This is a genomic window from Nocardia sp. NPDC050175 (assembly GCF_044459885.1).
GTDB lineage: Bacteria > Actinomycetota > Actinomycetes > Mycobacteriales > Mycobacteriaceae > Nocardia.
This window is the reverse complement of sequence record NZ_JBITJI010000014.1, coordinates 144,636-165,644: the sequence shown is the minus strand read 5'-3', so window position 1 is coordinate 165,644 and position 21,009 is coordinate 144,636. Positions and strand designations below refer to the sequence as shown.

17 protein-coding genes are annotated in these 21,009 nt (G+C 66.2%); 13 read left to right on the top strand and 4 right to left on the bottom strand.

Annotated elements, in window-relative coordinates; translation table 11 throughout:
* Nucleotides 1-65: 65 nt before the first annotated feature.
* On the top strand, nt 66-698 hold the full coding sequence (locus tag ACIBK2_RS36890) for a TetR/AcrR family transcriptional regulator (RefSeq protein WP_396974385.1): 633 nt from the start codon (nt 66-68) through the stop codon (nt 696-698).
* Here ACIBK2_RS36890 and ACIBK2_RS36885 read toward each other — a convergent pair.
* From ACIBK2_RS36885 to ACIBK2_RS36875, 3 genes are all read right to left on the bottom strand, one after another.
* Entirely contained in the window at nt 685-2,823 is a 2,139-nt protein-coding gene (locus tag ACIBK2_RS36885) for an MMPL family transporter (protein ID WP_396974383.1), read from the bottom strand. The two genes, ACIBK2_RS36890 and ACIBK2_RS36885, sit on opposite strands and share 14 nt — an antisense overlap.
* A gap of 1,931 nt (nt 2,824-4,754) precedes the next feature.
* The gene (locus ACIBK2_RS36880; protein WP_396974381.1) at nt 4,755-5,348 is read right to left on the bottom strand and encodes a hypothetical protein; all 594 of its coding nucleotides are present in this window, start codon (nt 5,346-5,348) and stop codon (nt 4,755-4,757) included.
* A gap of 93 nt (nt 5,349-5,441) precedes the next feature.
* Entirely contained in the window at nt 5,442-6,119 is a 678-nt protein-coding gene (locus tag ACIBK2_RS36875; protein ID WP_396974380.1) for an NAD(P)-dependent oxidoreductase, read from the bottom strand.
* 99 nt (nt 6,120-6,218) lie between these two features.
* Between ACIBK2_RS36875 and ACIBK2_RS36870 the strand changes: the two genes are divergently transcribed.
* Both ACIBK2_RS36870 and ACIBK2_RS36865 read left to right on the top strand, forming a co-directional pair.
* On the top strand, nt 6,219-6,908 hold the full coding sequence (locus ACIBK2_RS36870; protein WP_396974378.1) for a TetR/AcrR family transcriptional regulator: 690 nt from the start codon (nt 6,219-6,221) through the stop codon (nt 6,906-6,908).
* A gap of 3 nt (nt 6,909-6,911) precedes the next feature.
* The gene (locus ACIBK2_RS36865; protein WP_396974377.1) at nt 6,912-7,865 is read left to right on the top strand and encodes an AEC family transporter; all 954 of its coding nucleotides are present in this window, start codon (nt 6,912-6,914) and stop codon (nt 7,863-7,865) included.
* Between the two features lies 1 nt (nt 7,866).
* Here ACIBK2_RS36865 and ACIBK2_RS36860 read toward each other — a convergent pair whose 3' ends face one another.
* Nucleotides 7,867-8,991 (bottom strand): hypothetical protein, encoded by a 1,125-nt coding sequence (locus tag ACIBK2_RS36860; RefSeq protein WP_396974375.1) that lies wholly within the window; start codon nt 8,989-8,991, stop codon nt 7,867-7,869.
* A 139-nt stretch (nt 8,992-9,130) separates the two neighbouring features.
* Between ACIBK2_RS36860 and ACIBK2_RS36855 the strand changes: the two genes are divergently transcribed.
* From ACIBK2_RS36855 to ACIBK2_RS36810, 10 genes are all read left to right on the top strand, one after another.
* Nucleotides 9,131-10,738: an ABC transporter substrate-binding protein gene (locus ACIBK2_RS36855; RefSeq protein WP_396974374.1), complete on the top strand. Its 1,608-nt coding sequence runs from the start codon at nt 9,131-9,133 to the stop codon at nt 10,736-10,738.
* Nucleotides 10,738-11,712, top strand: a complete 975-nt coding sequence (locus tag ACIBK2_RS36850) for an ABC transporter permease (RefSeq protein ID WP_396974372.1) — start codon at nt 10,738-10,740, stop codon at nt 11,710-11,712. Before ACIBK2_RS36855 ends, ACIBK2_RS36850 begins: the two co-directional genes overlap by 1 nt.
* On the top strand, nt 11,705-12,526 hold the full coding sequence (locus ACIBK2_RS36845) for an ABC transporter permease (RefSeq protein ID WP_396974370.1): 822 nt from the start codon (nt 11,705-11,707) through the stop codon (nt 12,524-12,526). Before ACIBK2_RS36850 ends, ACIBK2_RS36845 begins: the two co-directional genes overlap by 8 nt.
* Before the next feature lie 55 nt (nt 12,527-12,581).
* Nucleotides 12,582-13,409, top strand: coding sequence for an ATP-binding cassette domain-containing protein (locus ACIBK2_RS36840; RefSeq protein WP_396974368.1), 828 nt, complete (start codon nt 12,582-12,584; stop codon nt 13,407-13,409).
* Nucleotides 13,406-14,080, top strand: coding sequence for an ABC transporter ATP-binding protein (locus ACIBK2_RS36835; RefSeq protein WP_396974366.1), 675 nt, complete (start codon nt 13,406-13,408; stop codon nt 14,078-14,080). The genes ACIBK2_RS36840 and ACIBK2_RS36835 overlap by 4 nt, the downstream gene beginning before the upstream one ends.
* On the top strand, nt 14,077-15,051 hold the full coding sequence (locus ACIBK2_RS36830) for an ornithine cyclodeaminase (protein ID WP_396974364.1): 975 nt from the start codon (nt 14,077-14,079) through the stop codon (nt 15,049-15,051). The genes ACIBK2_RS36835 and ACIBK2_RS36830 overlap by 4 nt, the downstream gene beginning before the upstream one ends.
* A complete protein-coding gene (locus ACIBK2_RS36825; RefSeq protein ID WP_396974362.1) occupies nt 15,042-16,382 on the top strand; it encodes an alanine racemase in 1,341 nt (446 codons plus the stop codon). Before ACIBK2_RS36830 ends, ACIBK2_RS36825 begins: the two co-directional genes overlap by 10 nt.
* The gene (locus ACIBK2_RS36820) at nt 16,364-17,476 is read left to right on the top strand and encodes a PLP-dependent cysteine synthase family protein (protein WP_396974360.1); all 1,113 of its coding nucleotides are present in this window, start codon (nt 16,364-16,366) and stop codon (nt 17,474-17,476) included. Before ACIBK2_RS36825 ends, ACIBK2_RS36820 begins: the two co-directional genes overlap by 19 nt.
* A gap of 5 nt (nt 17,477-17,481) precedes the next feature.
* Nucleotides 17,482-18,885, top strand: coding sequence for an MATE family efflux transporter (locus tag ACIBK2_RS36815; RefSeq protein WP_396974358.1), 1,404 nt, complete (start codon nt 17,482-17,484; stop codon nt 18,883-18,885).
* Nucleotides 18,886-19,098: 213 nt separating this feature from the next.
* A complete protein-coding gene (locus tag ACIBK2_RS36810) occupies nt 19,099-20,643 on the top strand; it encodes a phospholipase C (RefSeq protein WP_396974356.1) in 1,545 nt (514 codons plus the stop codon).
* Nucleotides 20,644-21,009 lie beyond the last annotated feature (366 nt).

The following is a 21,009-nucleotide window of genomic DNA, read 5'->3' as shown; positions in this document are numbered from 1 at the left end:
GCCTTCGCCCATTTCGGGGCCGAGTTGGCCGATACCGGAGTGGGCTCCCGGTATCCTGAACGGTGATGTCCGATGCCGCGGTAGAGCTTCCGTCCACTTCCTGGGAGCGCAGGAAGATCGAGGCGATGAGCCGGATTCAGCGGGTCGCGCTGGATCTCTTCGACGCGCACGGGTACCGCAACGTGACGATCGAACGGGTCGCCGCCGAGGCCGGGGTCTCGCCGAGCTCGGTCTACCGGTACTTCGGCACCAAGGAGATGCTCGTCCTCTACGACGAGGCGGATCCGAAGATCCTGGATGCGATCCGCACGGCGGGTGGGGAAGCGACGGTTGAACCCGCGGACCTGATCGCTGTCGCACGAATGCTGCTGCCGCTGTTGACCGAATCGCTGCTGACCGAGGAGGCCGAGCACCGGATCCGCCAGCGGCTGCAGTACACGGCCGCGGTCCCGGAGATCAAGGTCGGCCAGACCAAGCAGATGCGTGACCTGGAGGATCAGTTCCGGACGCTGTTCGCCGCGCGAACCGGCTTCGACGCCAACGATTTACGGGTGCGGATGGCGGCGGCCACCGCGGTCTGGGGTTGTGTGGCGGCGCTGGACCATTGGGCCGGACGGGATTTCGCCGGACGGCTGAAGGATGTCTACACCGAGGCCATCGGATCGATCATCGATCAGATCGAGATCATGTTCCGCTAGTCGCGCGGCCTGCCCGTAGCTTCGGTAGCCACCAGTTCCAGCGGCCGAACAGCCGCATGAACGCGGGCACCAGCACCAGTCGGACCAGCACCGCGTCGATCGCGATGGCGACGGCCAGTGCGAAACCGATCTGCTTGAGCTCCAGCACATTCGCGGTCACGAAGCTGGCGAAGACGGCGACCATGATCGCGGCGGCCGCGGTGATCGGCCGCGCTGTGCGCTGTAGTCCATCGGCGACCGCCGCCGCGTTGTCGTGGTGGGTGTCCCAGTGTTCCTTCATCCGGCGGATGAGAAACACCTCGTAATCCATCGACAGCCCGAACAGCACCGCGAAAACCAGCATCGGCAGATAGATCTGGAGAAATCCGGTGCTGTGGAACCCGAGCGCGGATTCGCCGACGCCGTGCTGGAACACCGCGACCGTAATACCCAGTGCCGCACCGGTGGCCAGCAGGTTCAGCAGAATTGCCTTGAGCGCCAGCACGATACTGCGGAACGCGACAATCAGGAAGGCGAGCGAGACGGCGAGTACCAGGGCGATCACCCACGGGAATCGGCCGGTAATCCGTTGGGACACATCGACGAACAGCGCCGTGGTGCCGCCGACCTTGACCTCCGCGTTGCCGAGAGCTGCTGCGCGGGAACGCAGATCGGTGACCAGGTCGGTGCCTGCGGTCGAGCCGAAGGCCGCGCGAGGGACCACGGCGGCGAACACCCGGCCGTCCGCGTACTGCGGCAGCACGGTCGCGATCCGGTCATCGTGCGAGAGTTGGCCGAGGAACCGGTCGGCTTCCGCGCGGGCGTCGCTGGTCAACGGCGACCCGTCCGCACCGGTCGCGACCACCTCGATCGGGGCGAGCAGGCCGGGGGTGAAGTTCTGTTCGACCAGGGCGATCGCCTGTCCCGACGGGCGGTCGGTGAGGGCCTCGGTCCCGACGTCGACGCCGTAGCGCAGGCCGGTGAGCGGCGCCGCTGCCACGAGCAAGAGCGCGACACCGACCACGCCGAACAGCACGGGCCGCGCCATCACCGTGTGCGCCCACCGCGCCCACGCGCTCGAGCCGGTCGTCGATCGAACCTCCGCAGGGCGCATCCGAGCGGGCAGCGCGCCGCGATTAACCGCCGGGCCCAGCGTCGCAAGAAGCGCGGGTAGCAGGGTGAACGCGCCGGTCATCGTCGCGATCACCGCGGTGACCACGCCGACGGCGATCCCGTTCAACATCGGCAACCCGACAACGGCGAGTGAGCACAACGAGATCATCACGATGAGCCCGGACGCGAGGACCGTCCGTCCGGTCGTGTCCATCGCCGCGCCGACCGCCTGCTGAATAGCGTTGCTGTCCCGGCGGTTTCGGACGCCACGGCGGGTCAACTCCTCGTTGAACCGACTGACGATGAACATCGCGTAATCGATCGCGGTACCCGTGGCGATCATCGTCGCCACCGAAAGCACCAGTGAGTCGAAGGCGAGGAAGGTGGTCAGGCCGAACAGCGCGCCGACCGCTATCGCGATGCCCGCCGCGGTCACGGTGATCGGCAGCAGCGCGGCGGTCACCGCACCAAGCGCCAACACCAGCAGGACCGTCGCCACCGGAATGCCGAGCGTTTCGGCGCGCTGCAGATCGCTCGTCTCGATCTGCATCATCTCGGCCTGGATCGGCGCATACCCGGTCAGCATGACCTGCGTGTCCTCGCCGCCCCCGGTCTCAATGGCCGACCGCAATCCCTGCACGACCCGCACTCGTTCCGAGATATCACCGTCCACACCAACGATGCCGAACGCGGTGTGCCGATCAGCGGATATCTGAGCGGCATTGCCGTCCAACGGCCCGATCGCCCCGGCGATGCCCGAGGTCTGCTTGGCGATGCCGATGGTCCGATCGATCGTCGCGCGATACGCCGGCGTATCGACAGTGCCCTCGGCCGAGTGGAAGACGATGAGATCCTGCTCGATGCCGAACTTTGAAAAGTGTTCCGCAACAAGCTGATCCACCGCAACCGAATCAGAACCGGGCACGGAATAGTCAGGCGTCCCAAGCCGCGCATGCAACGCCGGATACGCCGCCCCACCCACCACCACAAGCAGCAACCAAACCCCCAACACAACCTTCCGATGCCGGGCCATCGCAACCCCCCACCGCCCAGCCGCCCCCCACCGCACTGCACGGTGCGGCGGTTCCGGCCGCTCGAGAACGGTGGGTTGTGCCATGACCCCTCCAAGGTTCGCTATCTGACAGTCACTATCAGCTGCTGCCGCCCAGCATACGAATACGGAGGGAAAGTTAGCAAGGGACTATCAGATATCCAGCCAAGCCGCACGCCTTCTGATTTCCCGCACCCCGACTTGCCGACCTGACACCCGTGCGCCTGCCAGAAGGCGTGCGTCTGCGGCAGCGGGCGTGACCGCGTACTCGCCGCGCGACAGCCACCGGCGAGCCTGCCGCCCCGGGCGTCAGGAGGTGTACCCCTCGACCTGGCCTGCCCAGTAACCCCTGCCGACGACCTCGTAAACCTCTAACCGCCCACTTGACGTAAGAAGCATCCTCTTGACGCAGGTTGCAACCTACGTCAAGAGCACGCAACGTACGTCAAGTCGGTTTCGCTGCATCCGACTGTTGCCGCGCACAGGCCTCCGACGCCTGCTGCACCGGAAATAACGCTCTAGAACGGCACCACAGCCAGTCCTCCCGCTCCAACCGCACCTTCATTACCCCAGGCCGCGGTAGAGAAGGTCGGGGACCCCACCTGACGTGCTCAGCACTACTCCGGTCATCGGATGAACCAGTCGAAAACCCCGGGGGCAGCACACCACCGGAGGTCTCTGGGACAACACCCCGGACCAGTACACGCAGAGACCCTCGGAATAGTGCACCTATCCGGGCAAGTGCTTCTTAGGACTCCGCAGGTGGAGCAGTTCATAGAAGCTGAAGACCTATCCACGTTTCCCGTGAGTAGTGCTGGGCGCGTCGCCTACCGTACCCGGCTTTAGGTGTGCGTGAGGTGTGCGGTGTCGCGTTCCCGAGGTGGTCATCTGGCTGTGGTGGCGTTTCGAGAGCTCGATAATCAGCGAATCTCGGCTCTCGTATCCACGTTTCCCGTGAGTAGTGCTGAGCGCGTCGCCTACCGTACCCGGCTTTAGGTGTGCGTGAGGTGTGCGATGTCGGGTTCCCGAGGTGGGTCATCTGGCTGTGGTTACGTCACAAACGCTTTGGACAAGAGCAGGGTGTTCGGTGGCCGATCGGGCCCGCGAGGTGCTCGGCGAACCGGTATGCCCAGGATCTGCACTCTCTCTCGGGATCGGCACTCGGAATAGGGCCCTATTCCGAGTGCCGATCCCGAGTTAAGGTGCGGATTCTGGTGTCGGCGTGGCGCGTTGGAGGCCGCTCACCCTTTGTGTGAGCGGCACACCTCGTATGCCGGGTGTGCAGGTTGGGCAAAGGGTTAGGGGTTCGGTGTTGGTTGCTGATTGGACGGTGCCGCAGGGGTGTTCAAGGTCAAGTGAGCCATATGGTTGCTCTACGAGATCGTTTGGCGACCATATGACTCGCCTCGATCTGTGCGGTGTCGCGAGTTGCGGTGGTTGCAGCAGAAGGCGTGCGGTTGCGGCAGTGGGATACTGCGGCAAGGTGTCTGGTTGAAGGCGCTGGCGGTCAGCGTAGACGGTCGCCATGCTGGCTGAAGTGTCAGCCGCACGCCTTCTGATAGAGCACGGTGACTCGCCGCGCTGACACGCCTGCAAAATTCCAGGTGCGGCAAGTCGAGGCGTGTGGCCGGATGCTTGCGACACACGACAGCCACCGGCGAGGCTGCCGCCCCAGGCGTCAGGAGGTGTACCCCTCGACCTGGCCTGCCCAGTAATCCCTGCCGACGACCTCGTACCTAACCCGCTCACTTGACGCACGAAGCATCCTCTTGACGCAGGTTGCAACCTACGTCAAGAGCACGCAACGTACGTCAAGTGAGTTCGCGGCGTCGGTGCGGTCGTTGGTTCGGCGCGAGCGTGACGCTCGTCAGGGCGGCAGGGCGCCGAAGATCGGCGGCGCGCACGCGGCGGTGCTAGTGGAAGGCGCCGAAGTCGGTTGTTGGGGTGGCGCTTCCGGTTTTGATGGCGGACTGGCCGAGGCGGCGGGAGGGCTTGGTTGTGCCGCGGTTTACTTGGGGTGGGGTTGTTGGGGGTTTGGGTGGGGCTATGCCTTGGGTTGTGGTGAGGGCGACGACCTGGATTTGCTCCAGGCGGAGGCCGAGGCCGGCGAGGCGGGCGATTACGCCGAGGCGGTGTTCGGGCAGGCCGGGGCGGATCGGCAGGGGGGCTCGGCCTGGCCTGCGCAGGACGAAGGTTCGGCGGTCGGTGTCGAACTCGATCGGTGCGCCGTCGCGGACCGCGCGGTAGGCGTCGAGATCGAGGTCGTTGTGCCGGACCGGGTCGATCATCAAGGCCTCGATCAGCCGTTCCGCATGCGCGAGGCGCATGTCGCGGTCCGGCGGGTCGAGGTATTCCACCCGCTGGGCGACCCGCCACCGGTATCCCTCGGCGGCGGATCGCAGCAGGTGCCGATGCCGTTCGATCTCAGCCGCCAGCTCAACCAGCCGGTCGACATCGATGGACATCGGGTCACGCGGGTCGGGCATCGAAGCTGGAACGTCAGGCATTGCGCCTCCTCGGTCGAGTTGCCAATTACGTTGGGCAACAACTCGATCGACGTCCGACCTGGTTTCTATTGTGGCAGAGGGGTACGACAGGTTTCAGTAGCCGACGGTGAAGCGGCGCTGGATGAAGCGCGGCTGCTCCACCTCGTCGAGCAAGGCGACGGCGAGATCCTCGGCGGAGATATCGTCCCCGCCGAGGAGCACCTGATCGCCGCCGACGCGGAAACGACCCGTGCGCGCACCGGGATTGACCCGACCCGACGACGGACTGAGGTAGGTCCAGTTGCGGTTGGACAGCCGATAGACATTCAAGGCCGACCGCAGCGCCCGCACCACTTCGACGTATTCGGCAGGCACCGCGAGGTCCTCGGTAAGAGTGCGGACGAACGCCGCACCGGTATCAACCAATTGCCGTCCAGGCGCGATCTCCAAACTGCCCGCACCGCCGACGGCGATCACCCGAACCCGCGGCTGCTGTTCCAGCGCGCTGACCATCGCCTCGGCCCCGGCAACGAAATCGCCTGCGTTGGCGATGGTGTCGGCGATACCGTGCCCGGCATTGACCGCGCTGATCACCACATCGAGACCGGCGATCGCCGCCGCGATGCTGTCGGCGTCGAGCCAATCGGCGACCTGCCAGGCCGCTTTCCCCCGCTCGGCGGGGAACCGAGCCGCATCCCGGGTGAACGCGGTCACCCGATGCCCGCGCTGCATTGCCTCGGCGACCGCCCGACTGCCGATGACACCCGTCGCGCCGAAAATCCCGATATCCACGATCCACTCCCTATGCACTGTTCATTTACTACACGCCGTTCAGTAACAGCACGGTAGATAGTAGACAAACGCTGTAGAGTGTCAACCGTGGTGGAGGTCGTGAAGAGTCGCAGAGAGCGCATGCGCGAGCAGGCATCCGGTGAAATCAAGGCCATTGCGCTGCGGTTGCTGGCCGAGGGTGGTCCCGACGCGATCTCGTTGCGTGCCATCGCCCGCGACATGGGCATGACCGCGGGCGCCATCTACGGCTACTACGCCACCCGCGACGATCTGATCACCACGCTGATCTCCGACGTCTACACCGCCCTGGTCGACCGGGTCGAGGCGGCGCGCGACGCGGTGTCCGTCGACGACCCGGCCGGGCGGATCGTGGCCTGGGGCGAGGCCGTGCGCGACTGGGCGATCGCCCACCCCGCGGAGTTCCGGCTCATCTACGGCGACCCGGTGCCTGGTTACCAGCCGCCGCCGGGCGGTCCCGCCATGGCCGCCGAATTGCGCGCCTGCACCGGCCTCGTCGGCTTGACGGCCGCCGCGTGGCCGCACGCGGAAGAGCGCCAAACCGTCAGTGACACAACGTGGTCCGAATTCGACCCAGGTCTCGTCGAACACGTCCTCGCGGATTTTCCCGAACTGTCACCCGCCGCACTCGGCCTCGCGCTGCGCATGTGGGGCCGCATGCACGGCCTGATCGCGCTCGAGGTGTACGGCCACCTGGTGCCCCAATCCCGCGACCCTGCAAAGCTTTTCCACACCGAGATGCTGGACCTGGTCCGTTCGCTCGGGTTGTAGCCCGTGAGTGATCTCGTTGCTACCGCCGGGAAACTGGCCCCGGTGGCGCTGGTGTTCGGTGCCGGAGTGGTCTTCGCGCGGCGCAAGATCATCGGAGCCGAGGTGTCGAAGGCGTTCTCCGAGTTCGCTTTTCTGTTCGCGATCCCGTGCTATCTGGTCGGCTCGCTCTACTCGAGCGATCTGGCGCGGCTATTCGATCCGCGGGCCATCGCCGCGTATCTGGTGACCGCGCTGCTCGGTATGGTGGCCGTCGGGTTCTGGTCCAGGCGGGTGACCGGGGCCGACGCGCGGGGCGTCGCGCTGCGGATCATGGCCGGCGTGCAGGTGAATACGACCTACTTCGCGATCCCAGTGTTCGTGCTGCTGTTCGGTGACGTCGCGCCGATCTTCCCGGTCATTCTGCTGCAGGTCTGTGTGCTCACCGTCGTCGTCATCGCGGTGATGGAATTCGGTGCCGCACAAGATGATCCGGACAGACCGGCGAGCGGTGCCGTACTGCGCGGGGTGCTTGCGGCACTGGCGACGCCCATCGTCGTGGCCTGCTATCTCGGGATCGCCGCGAACGCCGCCGAGGTGCCGGTGCCGCGCTGGCTGCTGGATGCGCTGTCCTTCGCCGGCAACGCCGCCGCACCCGTTGCGCTGTTCGCACTCGGCCTGCACCTCGGCGGAACGGGCCTGCGGTTGCGCGGCACGCTGCGCGACGAGTACGCGCTGATCGCGTTCAAATGCCTGGCTTTCCCACTGCTCGCGCTGCTGATCTGCAAGTACCTCTTCGGTATTCACGGCACCTGGCTGACCTATCTGGTGCTGATCGCCGCTATGCCCGCGCCGCAGAACCTGTTCATCTTCGCCCAACGCTACGACACCGACGTGGACCTTGCCGCGTCGGTCGTCGCCAAGACCTCGCTGGTGGCGCTACTGCTGTTGCCGGTGTGGTTGCTGGTCGTCCGGTCGTAGCTCACAGCCCGAGATAGCCGACGGTCGCCGCGAACATGATGCCGGTGAACAACGGCCAGAACAGGATCTTCGGCCCCAGGTTGTCCCGCCAGGTGACGACCTTGCTGAAGGCGCCGTGCAGCAGCATCGTCGCATTGAGCGCGACGAGCAGGGTCATTATGTACAGCGTGAAATACCAGTACTCGATATAGGAGATGCCTGAGGCGCCGATCTCCGATCTCGCCGCATTGTCGTTGACCGCGACCACGAGCACGGTGGACACCGAGAAGGTGATGATCGCGAAGGCGGTGAAGCCCGAGATCGGCCGCCGGTCGGGATCGGTGGTGATCACGAACAGCGACAGGAACATCAGCACGGCGAGCAGCAGCACCGGAACGATCCGTCCGAGCAGCGGGCCGAGCAGGCCGCGGCTGACGCCGACATTGAAATACAGCTCGTCGGTATTGGCCAGACCGGGTTGGGCCAGCATGCTGTACGCCTGGTGATTCAGGCTCCACGCCGTGTAGTCGGGCTCCCAATCGCCGAACACCAGGCCGGGGTCCAAGCCGTTGAGTGCGTGCGCATCCCACGGCGGAAACGATTCGAACGACGGCACCAGCTGGACCTGGTGGATCATGTCGACCGGGCGCATCCGCAGCCAGATGTCCTGGTGATCCAGCGGATAGTCCTCGTAGTTGAACTGCTGCCGGATGATCGTCGAGAACGACCAGACGACCACGCGCCACGCCCCTAGCGGGTACTCGAAGACCTTTTTCGGGCAGTGCGGGTCCTCGGCCTCGAGCAGCTGGACGCCGAGCTCGATGTTCGCCGGAAAGTCGGCGGGTATGTGTTGCCAGATATGCCCGGTGGCCTTGATGTTGTGCGCGTTGACGAACTGCAGTGAATTGACCAGCACGCCGGTGGACAGCCGGGGGACCACCTGATCCTGCGGAAGATGCGGCGTCACAACAGCTTCCGCCTCGGCGTAGTTGGCCACCGTGGTGCCGATTTCCGCGACCGGAGCGTGCCTGCTGCCCGCGTGCGTCCAGGAGTACACGGTGCCTGCGGCGAGCAGCAGCGACACGGCGATGGCGGCGAGCCACAGCAGCAGCTTGCTCTTCGGCACCAAGCGTTCCCTGATCGGCACAGCCAGGAGATTAGCTCGAGGTTAGCCATCGATCCGGTATCCGCCTCGTCGGCGGGTATGTCGTGCCCGGCTCGGTGCATGTGTCCGATTTCACTGATGATGCTAATGAAAATCATTACCAGTAGTCTACGATGCTGGCATGGCTTTATTTCGGATCGGGATGTGCGCTGCGGCAACGGCATTCGTAGTCGGGTTGACGGCGTGTTCGACGCCGGGGCAGAACGCGGGGGATCCCGAGCAGTTCGTGGTGATCGATACCGAGGAACTCGGCGACTTCAGTCCGCTGCTCGGGCAGGGGAAGAACGGGGAGTCGAAGATCTTCGAGAGCTTGTATCGGGTGGAAGAGGGAGTAACTGAGCGGATACCGGCGGCCGTGCCCGTGCTTGCGGTTGGGCCGCCGGAGCCGGTGGACGGGGATCTGTCGCGGTGGCGGGTGAATACCCGGACCGGCGTGACCTTTTCGGACGGAACTACGTTCGGTCCGGAAGACGTTGTGGCTACCTATAACTCGCTGATCGATCCGGCCTTCGCGGCCCCGATCGCCGCAGACTACGACTTCTTGCGCACTACGAGGCAGACCGGGCCGAACACCGTCGAATTCGAATTGACGGGCGCGTACGCCGATTTCGATCATCGACTGTTCGTGGCGATCGCCCCGGCGGAGGCGTTCGCGCGACCGGGACCAGCCGACCGGGCCGAGCTCAATCGGTATCCGATCGGGACCGGGCCGTATGTCCTCACCGAATCCCGGCCGGATCAGGTGGTGCTCACCGCACGGGACGACTACTGGGGCGAGCGAGCGCGAGTGCGCAAGTTCGTCATTCGCCGCACCGATGACGACAACGCCAGAGCGAGTCAGCTGCGTGACGGTGCCGACGGGACGGTGCTTCCGCCGGAGTTGGCGCAGGCGGCAGCCAAGGACGGTTACCGGGTCGTCCCCGCGGTGGCGAATGATTGGCGCGCAATCACTTTGCCGTCCGGCAACCCGGTGGCGGGCGACCCTGCGGTCCGTAAGGCGTTGAACTTCGCCGTCGACCGGCAGGGGATGGTCGACCATATTCTGGGCGGTCACGGTGCTCCCATGTCGACCCTGGTCGGTCAGGTGTACGGCGATACCTACGATCCGGCACAGGATTTCGGCTACGACCGGTCCGAGGCCGCGCGAGTGCTCGATAACGCGGGTTGGCACGTCGGCGCGGACGGTATTCGCGAACGCGACGGTCACCGGGCTGCCTTCGAGATCGCCTACTACCCAACGGAAGTGCTGCGCCGCGACCTGACGATGGCGGTGGTGTCCGATGCGAAAAAGGTGGGCATCGAGATCACCCCGGTGGCCGTGGACAAGCAGCGGATGACGCCGGACTACTTGGCGCGCACCGCGTTCCTGCTCGGCGGTGGCGGCCAGCCGTACACGGTGGACAGCCAGCTCTACACCAAACTCCACTCCCGTTACGCCGCCCCAGGTGTCGGATCCAAGTGGGACAACGCCTCGGACTACGTGAACCCGAAGATCGACCAACTGCTGGATGCCGCACGCGGGGAAGCGAATCCGCAGCGACGGACCGACCTGTACCGCCAGGTCCAGGCCGAATACCACCGTGACCCGGCGATGCTGGCGCTGGTCACCACGAACCACGTCTATGTGTTGCGCGACAACGGCTGGCGGATCACCCCGACCGCGCTCGAGCCGCACTCGCACGGCGTCGCGTGGGGGCCGTGGTACGGGCTCGCCCGCTGGACCCGCTGATGGGTGGCAGAGCAAGTAGGCTGATCGCCCGGCGGCTCGCCGTCGCCGTTCCGCTGGCCGGACTGGTCTCGCTCGCGGTGTTCGCGCTCGCTGCGGCCAGCCCGTTCGACCCGCTCGACGGGTACCTGGGTGCGCACGGTGACGGATTCACCGAGGTGCAGCGGTCGGTGCTGCGGGAGCGACTCGGGTTGGAGCGCAACTGGTTCGAGGCCTGGTGGTCGTGGGCGGGCGATCTGGTGCGCGGTGAGCTGGGTGAATCACGGTCGTATCGCCAGCCGGTCGCGCAGGTGCTGGCCGAGCGGCTGCCGTGGAGCTTGCTGCTCGGTGTGCTCGGTGGCGTGGTCGCTGTGGTGCTCGCGGCGATACTCGGCGCGTGGGCCGGGCTGCGGCGGGGTGGGCTCATCGATCGGACGATCAGCGCGGCCGCGGTTGTGCTGCAGGCGGTTCCACCGTTCGTGCTTGCGCTCGGCGCGGTCCTGCTCTTCGCGTTGACCCTGCGTTGGTTCCCCGCCGCGGGATTGACCGATCCGGGCGGCGGCGTCACCGCCGGTTCGACGGCCAGGCACCTCGTGTTGCCTGCCGTACTGCTCGGCGTCACACAGTTGCCGTGGCTCGTGCTCGGCCTGCGCGAGACGGTGGCCCGCACCCTCGACAGCGACGCGGTCAAAGGCGCCAAGGCGCGTGGATTGCCGTGGCGGGTCATCGCCTTTCGGCACGTGCTGCCGGTCGCGATCGTGCCGTTCCTGGCGCTGTGCGGTGCTCGGCTGCCGGAACTCGTGGTCGGCGCCACCGTGGTCGAAACCATCTTCAGCTGGCCAGGATTGGGGTCGGCGACGGTGACCGCCGCACGCGGCGTCGACTTTCCGCTGCTGGCCATCCTCACGGTGCTGATCACCGCCGTGGTGCTGCTCGGCAACCTGGCCGCCGACGCGGCCGCGGTGCTCATCGATCCGCGGATCGACGCCGATGGGTAGGGCGCGGCCGATGCTGGTGCTCGCGGTCGGCGTGCTGGTGGTCGCGGCGCTGTACGCCGGGCTGGTGCCGCTGCTGCGGCCGGTGGACGACGTGCTGGTGGACTTCTCGATCAGCAGGCGGCCGCCGAGCCTCGAATTCCCGTTCGGCACCGACAATGCCGGGCGCGATGTGTTCGTACGGGTGGCGCAGGGGATGCGGATCTCGCTGCTGATCGCGGCGACCACGGCGGTGGGTTCGGCGGTCCTCGGCGTGCTGGTCGGCGTGAGCGCCGGAGCGTTCGGCGGGTGGTGGGACCGGATCGCGATGCGGCTGGTCGATGCGGTGAATTCGTTGCCGAGCCTGCTGCTCACGCTGCTGATCGTGGCCATGTATCGCGGGTCGGTGCTCGCCATCGTGCTCTCGCTGGTGCTCACCCACTGGACCTCCATCGCCCGCGTGGTGCGCAGCGAGGTACTTGCGCTGCGGCACGCCGAATTCGTGCAGGCGGCCCAGTTACGTGGTCTGCCCCGGTGGCGGATCGTCCGGCGGCATTTCGTTCCGGTCGCGATGGGGCAGGCGCTGATCGGTGTGGTGCTGCTGATCCCGCACGCGATCTGGCACGAGTCGACGTTGTCGTTCCTCGGTGTCGGGCTGCCGCCGCAGCGTGCGTCGCTGGGCACGCTGCTGTCCGATGCGCAGGCGTCGATTCTGTTGGGGGATTGGTGGTTGCTGATCTTCCCGGCCGGGGTGCTGGTGCTCGTCACGCTCGCGGTGTCCCTGCTCGGCGGGCACTGGCAGCAGAAAGTCCAAGTGCTGCAGGAGGTTGCCGCATGATCGCGTACAGCCGCTCCTCGGCTGCTGAATCGGCCGTCCGGCAGAAGGTTTCGCTATGACGCTAACTCTCCGTCAGGTCACAGTGCGTATTCCACTAGCGCCCGGCCGTTCGGTGCATGCGGTTACAGCCGCGGACCTGGTGGTGCGGCGCGGGACGGTACATGGGTTGATCGGGGAATCCGGTTCCGGCAAGTCGATGTTGGCCGCGACGATCACCGGGCTGCTGCCGAAGCGGGCGTGCATGACTGGTGAGGTAGCGCTGGAGCTCGACGATCGGACGCTGACCACCCAGGAGATCTGGCGGTCGCGCGGCCGCACTGTGGCATGGGTGCCGCCGTCAGCGATGACGTACTTCACGCCGGTGCGGCGGATCGGGCCACAGCTGGCCGAGACGATCCGGTATCTCGGCACCGCACATGATCCGGTCGACCTTGTCATCCGCGTCGGGCTGGAAGTCGCTGCACTGCAGCGGTATCCGCATGAGCTGTCCGGCGGTATGGCGCAGCGTGCGGCCATGGCCTTCGCGCTGGCGGGAGATCCTGTGCTCATCATCGCCGACGAACCGACCTCGGCACTCGACGCCGAGCGGGCGGCGGCGATCCTGGGTTTGCTAGGCGACTTCGCTGCCGGTGGCGGCCATGTCCTGCTGGTCACGCACGATCTCACCGCATTGCGAGAGTCCGCGATATGCACCGATGTCTCGGTGATGTACGCGTCCCGGATAGTCGAGTCCGGCAGCGCCGACGCAGTTCTCGGCAATCCGCGGGAGCGGTACACCAAGGACCTGCTCGCCGCACTGCCGGAGAACGGGCTGTCGCCACTGCCGTTCCGGACACCGGAGCTGGTCAATCTGCCCGACGACTTCCGATATGGCACACCATGACTCAACGATCGCTTGCTGCACACAATGTTTCGGCCCTACTCGGTGGTCGTCGGGTACTTACCGACGTATCCATCGAGATCGGGCACGGTGAGGTGGTCGGGTTGGCGGGACCCTCCGGCACCGGTAAAACCACTCTCGCGCACATCCTCTCGGGCCTGCGACGACCGGACAGCGGTCGTGTCACCTGCGACGGTGCGCCCTTGCCGCGGCGAAGGACCGGCCGGATCGCGATGCTGTTCCAGTCACCGCGCCGCTCGTGCGATCCACGCCTCCCGCTGCGTCAATCCATCGCAGAGCTGGCCCGCGGACCGGTGGACTGGGACACCGTCGTCGAATCCGTCGGCATGACAGCGGATCTGCTCGATCGATACCCGGCGCAAGTCTCCGACGGCCAACTGCAGCGGGCGGCGGTCGCCCGGGTCCTCGCGTCCAAACCCGACTACCTGCTCTGTGACGAGATGACCTCGATGCTCGACCCGGCCACCACCGCGACCGTGGCCCGCACGGTGACCGGCCTGGCCGCCACCGGTGTCGGAGTGCTGTTCATCAGTCACGACCTCGCCCTGCTCGCCGTGTGCACGGATCGCGTTGTGCACCTGGGCGACAACTCTTCTCCCGCCGCGGTATCACCCACCGGGCGTCCTCTCGATTCGCACATCGGAGTCCTATGAGTAACCCACTGCACATTCTCACCCGCACCGATCTGGCCGATATCGACCTGCCGCCCGCCGAGGTGATCGATCTGGTCGAGGACGGCTACCTGGCATTCGCGCACGGCGATTCCCGCTGCCCGGTGAAGCTGATGATGCCGATCCCGAAGACCGAGCGCGACGCGGTGTCGTATTCGATGCTCGGCTACGACAGTTCGCTGGAGCACCTCGGTTTCAAGACGTCCTATCGACAGGGCAGCGCGAGCGCGGACAAGTACTACACGACGATCAGCCTGTACGACGACACCACCGGTCTCCCGTTCGCGTTCATGGACTGCCAGCGCGTCGGGGCCGCTCGGACGCCGGCCACCACCGCGATTATCGCGAAACACTGTGCCCGCGAAGGGGCTACCGCCGCCCTCATGATCGGGACGGGCATTCAGGGACGAAACACGTTGCCGTACTTGCTGACCGCGCTGCCTGGGCTGGAGAAGCTGCGGCTGTTCGGGACGCATCCCGACGGCATCGCCGAAAGCCTTGCCGCCATGCGCCGCTGGTTTCCGGAGCGGGACATCGAGCTCGTCGACGATGTGCCGTCGGCGGTCACCGAATCCGACGTCGTTGTCGTCGCCTCCGGACGGGCCGCGCATCCCAAGGTGCGCACCGAATGGCTACCACCTGGCGGACTGCTGATCTCGGTGGCCAGCAAGGGCGTCGAGAGCGGTGCCCTGCGCGCGGCCGACTACGCGATCGCCACCAGCACCGGGCAACTCGGCGTCACGGGTAGCCGGCTGGCGGGACCGGACGGTCCGGTCATCGACGCGGAACTGCCGGACATCGTGGCCGGAAAGGCAACAGGACGATCCAGCGACACCGATCGGGTGTTCGCGTTCGCCAGCGGCATGATCATCACCGATATCCCGGTCGCCCACGCACTGGCCACCCGCGCGGTGGCGGCCGGACGCGGACAGCGGGTGGAACTGTGGTCCTGAATGCCTCGCTGATCGATCTGCCTGCGCTGGAACAGGACTGGCAGCGGCGGGTGCGCGCGGATCGGCAGCTGCTCTTCGACATTCACCACGCGGTCGGCGGCCCGTTCCACGTCGTCTACCCGGAACAGTTCGCCGACAACCTGCGCTCCTTCCAGAAAACGCTTGCCGGACACGGCGTGCGCGGCCAGGTCTACTACGGCAAGAAGGCCAACAAGGCAGGCTGCTGGCTGCCGACGATCGCCGATCTCGATGGTGCCGTGGACGTCGCGAGTGAACCCGAACTGGTGCACGCGCTGGCGCACGGCATCCGCGGCCGCGATATCGGAGTGACTGGTGCGGCGAAAACCGATGGGCTGCTGCGCCTTGCCGCAAGGCACGACTGTGTGGTCGCGATCGACGCACTCGATGAACTGGATCGGGTCGCGGAGATCGCACGGAATGCCGGACCGGTGCGCATCCTGTTGCGGACGTTGCCGCCGAACGCACCGCACAGCCGATTCGGTTTGTCGGCAACAGATCTCGACACCGCCATCGCGCTGTGTGCGCGACTGCGCCCCCAGGTCGAGTTGATCGGGTTCTCGTTCCACCTGGATGGCTACGCGGTCGCACCGCGGGCTGAGCTTGCCTTCGACCTGATCCGGCTGTGCGCCAAGACGAAAGCGCAAGGTCTACCGCTCACCACACTCTCGATAGGTGGCGGTTTCGCGTGCCGCTACCTCGGCAACGACGACTGGAACACCTTCGTCACGCACCAGCGCGACGAATGGTTCCACGCCGGAAAACGGTTCGAGAAGTTCTATCCGTACGCACAGGACCCGACCGGTGCCGACATGCTGGACGCCATCCTCACAACCGCATTCGAGGGGCACACGCTGGCAAAGCACCTCCGTGACAACGACATCCAGCTCTTCATCGAGCCTGGCCGCGCCCTCCTCATCGACGCGGGTTTCACCGTGTTCCCGGTCCTCGGCTACAAGCAGAACGCCGACTACGGCATCACCACCGTGCACGGTCTGAGCATGAGCGTCTCCGAACAATGGAAGGGCAGCGAATTCCTGCCGGACCCGATCCTGGTGCCCCGCAACCCCGATTCGACAGCGGAACCGATCGCCACCTGCGTCGGCGGTGCGAGCTGCATGGAATACGACGTACTCACCTGGCGCAAAGTGCCGCTGCCGCAACGTCCCGGCCACGGCGACATGCTGCTGTATCCGAATACAGCGGGCTATCAGATGGACAAGAACGAAAGCGAATTCCACCAACTCCCGCTGCCGCCGAAGGTAGTCATCACACCGCAGGAGGATCGGTTCCAGTGGCGCTTGGACAAGTGAACGCGCAGGCCGTGCTGCCGTTACCGGCCGCCACCCAGCTGCCTCGGCGCAGCGAGAACGTCGTCCGCTCCGCCTCCGAACTCATCGGCTCCACCCCGCTCCTCGAACTCATCCGCACCGGCACGGGCACCCGCTTGCTACTGAAGTTGGAGCAGTTCAACCCGACCGGCTCCGCGAAAGTCCGGATGGCACGCGAGATGGTGCTCCAGGCCGAACGCAGTGGCGAACTGCGCCCCGGCGGCCACATCGTCGAACCCACCTCCGGCAACACCGGTACCGGACTCGCGCTGATGGCCCTGGAACGCGGCTACACCTTCACCGCCGTGGTCGACGACCACGCGGCCAAGGACAAGCTCCGCGCCATGAAAGCAATGGGCGCCCAACTGGTTTCGGTAGACAGCGGCACGAGCGGCGGACCGAGCACCGTCGAACGCAGGCGCATCGCCGCCGAGATCGCCGCACAGACCGGCGCCTATCGCCCCGACCAGCACAACAACCCCCACAACAACGCGGGCTACCGCGACCTCGCCCGCGAACTCCTCGCCGATCTGAACACCGACATCGACTACCTCATCGGTGCTGTCGGTACCGGCGGATCCCTCTGCGGCACAGTCGAAGAGCTCCGCAGGCTCGGCTCTCGGGTCTACGCGCTCGGCGTCGAACCCACCGGCTCCATCATCTTCGGCGGTGCGGGCGGCGGCTACTGGCAGACCGGCGCGGGCAGCCCCGCCGGATTCCCGGTGGGCGGCAACGTGAAATACGACGCCATCGACGAGGACTGCCGAGTCCGCGACATCGATGCGTTCGCCACCGCGCGAGTGGTCGCCCGCCGCACCGGCATCCTGGTCGGCGGAACCGGCGGCGCCGCAATACACGTGGCGCTGCGCCGCCTCGTGCATGTGCCCGCGGGTAGCACGGTGATCGTGCTGGTGTGCGACGCGGGGGAGAAGTACCTCGACACCGTGTACGACGACGACTGGCTGCACGAACGCGGCCTCTACGACCGTGCCGCGCGGCAGCGAATCACCAGGCTCTGCCGCGCTTACGACGAATCGGTACGGCTGGCATACGGCGTCGAGCGGGCGGGAGCGTAGGGCCCGTGAACGTTCGACCGTATCGAGCCATCATCGCGCTGGCCGCCCCGATCGCCGGCCTCCAGCTCGCCCAGGTGGCGCTGACCACCGTCGATCTGGCGATGATGGGACTGCTCGGCGTCGCGTCCGTCGCGGCGGGCGGGCTCGCGCTGCTGCTGTACAACCAGCTGCGCACCATGTGCGTCGGCATGATCACCGGGGTCGGGAACATGATCGCCGAGGCGGTGGGGAGCAGCGAAAAACGCACCGGCCGTGCCGATATCGATGGGCAGGCCCGCGCCGAGATCCGCGGCTTGGTCCGGGCCGCGGCATTTGTCGCCACGGTGACCTCCACGGCGGGCGCGCTGATCCTGATCACCCTCGGCTATGCGCTGTGTTGGCTCGGCCAGGACCCCGCGGTGCTCGACCTGGCTCGCCCGATCCTGTGGACGCTCGCGCCCGGCCTGATTCCGATGCTGTGGTTGAACGTGTTGCGGCAGTTCGCCGTCGGCCTCCGCCGGGCAGGCTCTCTGTTACGCGTGACGCTCCTGTCGATCGGCGTCAACGCACTCCTGAACGCGCTGTTCGTCTTCGGCTGGCTCGGCATGCCGAAACTCGGCCTGGCCGGAATCGGCCTGTCCACCACCCTCGTTCAACTGTCGACGTTCGGTCTCTATCTGCGCACCGTCAAACGCGACCCGCTCCTCGGCGATCTGCTGTCGCTGACGGCGTGGCAGGCGGACCGGGCAACCATCACGCGAATCGTCCGGATGGGCACCCCGATCTCGTTGACCTACGGTGCGGAAGCGGCGATCACGTCGATCGCCGCGGTGCTGATGGGCAGCTTCGGTCCGGTGGCACTGGCCGCGAGCAATATCGTCAACCAGCTGGCCTACATCGTCTATCAGGTCAATATCGGCCTCTCCCAAGGCTCTTCGATCCTGGTGAGCCGCACGATCGGACAGGGTGACCGAGATGCGGTGGCGGACATCGCCCGCCGCACCTTCGCCATCGGCTTCGCCTTCATGACCGTGGTCGGCCTCGGCTACGTCCTGTTCCCCAGTGTCGTTCTCACGCCGTTCCTCGGCTCGCACCAGGACGACACCGCCGTCGTCGCCGCTGCCTCGACCCTGCTGTGGTTCGCGATCTTCCAGCAGTACTGCAAGGGATCGCAAAACCTGTCCATCGGACTGCTGCGTGGCATCGGAAATACCAAGGCGGGGATGCAGAGCACGCTGATCGGCTATTTCGCGATCGGTGTACCGGCCATGGTGCTCTTCGGGTTCGGCCTGGGCTGGCGCGCGCCGGGCATCTGGCTCGGGCTGTGCCTCGGGTTCGGTGCCACCGCATTGCTGGTGTGGCGCAGGTTTCGGCGCGGTGCCGCCGACTTGGCCACGCCCACGCGGGAATCCGTGTCATCGATCGGGTGAAAGCGGGCAAAACGGGTGAAACACTCAGAACGGTATGATGTTTCGGGCAGCTACCGAGCTACCATCCAGGAATCACCAACCCGCACCGTGGTTCTGCTCACTTCCCGGCTCGCCTAAACGATCTTTCTCTGCGGCGTCGCAGCACGTCGGGTATGGTCGGCGCGGATCGCGAAACTCTGCTCGACAGCCCTGGCGGAAAGGTCGGCCGAAGACATGTGCGCAGCGGGGCCATTCAGTGGGCTCAATCGCAGACAATTCCTAGCGAAGGCGGCGGCGGCCGGTGCGGTGGGCGCGTTGGCCTCGTGGGCCAACCCGATCATCGAGCGGGCCTACGCCGCCGACCCCGCCGGGATGGGCGGACTCGGCGATATCGAGCACTTCGTGTTGCTGATGCAGGAAAACCGCTCCTTCGACCACTATTTCGGCACCCTGCCCGGTGTCCGCGGGTTCGACGACCCGTCGTCGGCCTGGCGGCAGTACGGCTGGACGCCCGGTGCCGGCCCCGGCCCGGACGGCTTTGTGAATCCGTTCCGCCTCGACACCACCCGCGGCGCCTCGCTCGACGGCGAATGCATCAACGACCCGGACCACTCCTGGGAAGGCATGCACCGCGCCTGGAACGGCGGCCGCAACGACCAGTGGATGCCGATGTCGGTCGCCAGCGTCGGCCCCGCCAACGCGCCCGCGGCGATGGGTTACTACCTGCCCGAAGACATTCCGATCCACAGCGCGCTCGCCGACGCCTTCACGCTGTGCGACAACTACCACTGCTCGGTGCTCGGCCCCACCGACCCGAACCGGCTGTACTGGATCAGCGGAACCATCGACCCGGACGGCCTCGCGGGCGGCCCGCTGGTGGAGACCCCCAAGCTTATCCCGCAGCACGTATACAGCTGGCGCACATACCCGGAGAACCTGTCCGAGGCAGGCGTCAGCTGGAAGGTCTACAACAACCGCGACGTCGGCCCGCTGTCCTCGGTGATCCTCGACGGCATGCTCGGCTGCTTCACCCAATCATCGGACCCGAACTCGGAATTGGCCCGCCGCGGCCTGGCGCCGGTGTACCCCAACGACTTTCAAGCCGACGTCGCCAATGACACGCTGCCCGCCGTCTCCTGGGTGATCCCGTCGCTGCTGAACTGCGAACATCCCGCGCTGCCAGCGGCATTCGGCGCGTTCGGCATCGTGCAGCTGCTCGACATCCTCACCTCGAACCCGAAGGTGTGGGAGAAAACGGCGCTGATCATCAGCTACGACGAGAACGGCGGCTTCTTCGACCACGTCACCCCGCCGACCCCGCCGCCGGGCACGCCGGGCGAGTTCCTCACCGTGCCGCTGGACCGCGTGTCCGCCGCGAAGGGCATCGCCGGTCCGATAGGTTTGGGTTATCGCGTTCCGGCGCTGGTGATTTCGCCGTACAGCCGGGGCGGGCTCGTCGCCTCGGAGACCTTCGACCACACCTCACAGCTGCGACTGCTGGAAACCAGGTTCGGAGTGGAGGTGCCGAATGTGACCGCGTGGCGACGCGGCGTCACCGGCGATATGACCTCCACCTTCGATTTCGGCTCGGCACCGAATATCGCTAAGCCGGTGCTGCCGGATCCGAAACCGAAAATGGATGCCGCGGTCGCCCAATGCGGCCCGAATATCGCGTTGGGTACGGCGACAACCGGGATTCCCTATCCGGTGCCGCCGAATTCGATGCCGACACAGCAACCCGGTACCCGGCGCAAGCCGAGCGGGTTGATTCGGGCATGAGAGTGGCCCAGCCCTGGCGGGGGCTGGGCCACTTCTCGAACCAGTTCGCGAAGTCTTCGGTCAGCTTGCGGTGGCGGGCACCCACCGGACGGACGGTACGACGGAGCGTTTTCGCATGGCCGCGAAGCTATGTCGGGCCGGGTTGAGCAGTGCGGTGAACCATGTACGACGGTGTTCGGCCAACGCGGCCGCGACAGCGGGGATGTGGATGCAGTGCACGCCGTCCGCCATACCCAGGCGGTGGCGAGCCGTCTGGTTCATTCTGGTGCCCAATGGTGTTCCTTTGCTTGCTGGTGCTGGCGCTCCGATCGCCAGGGCGAAGATTAGCCGAACGAAAGTGCCACGCAGAGTATTTTGCGCAAGTAA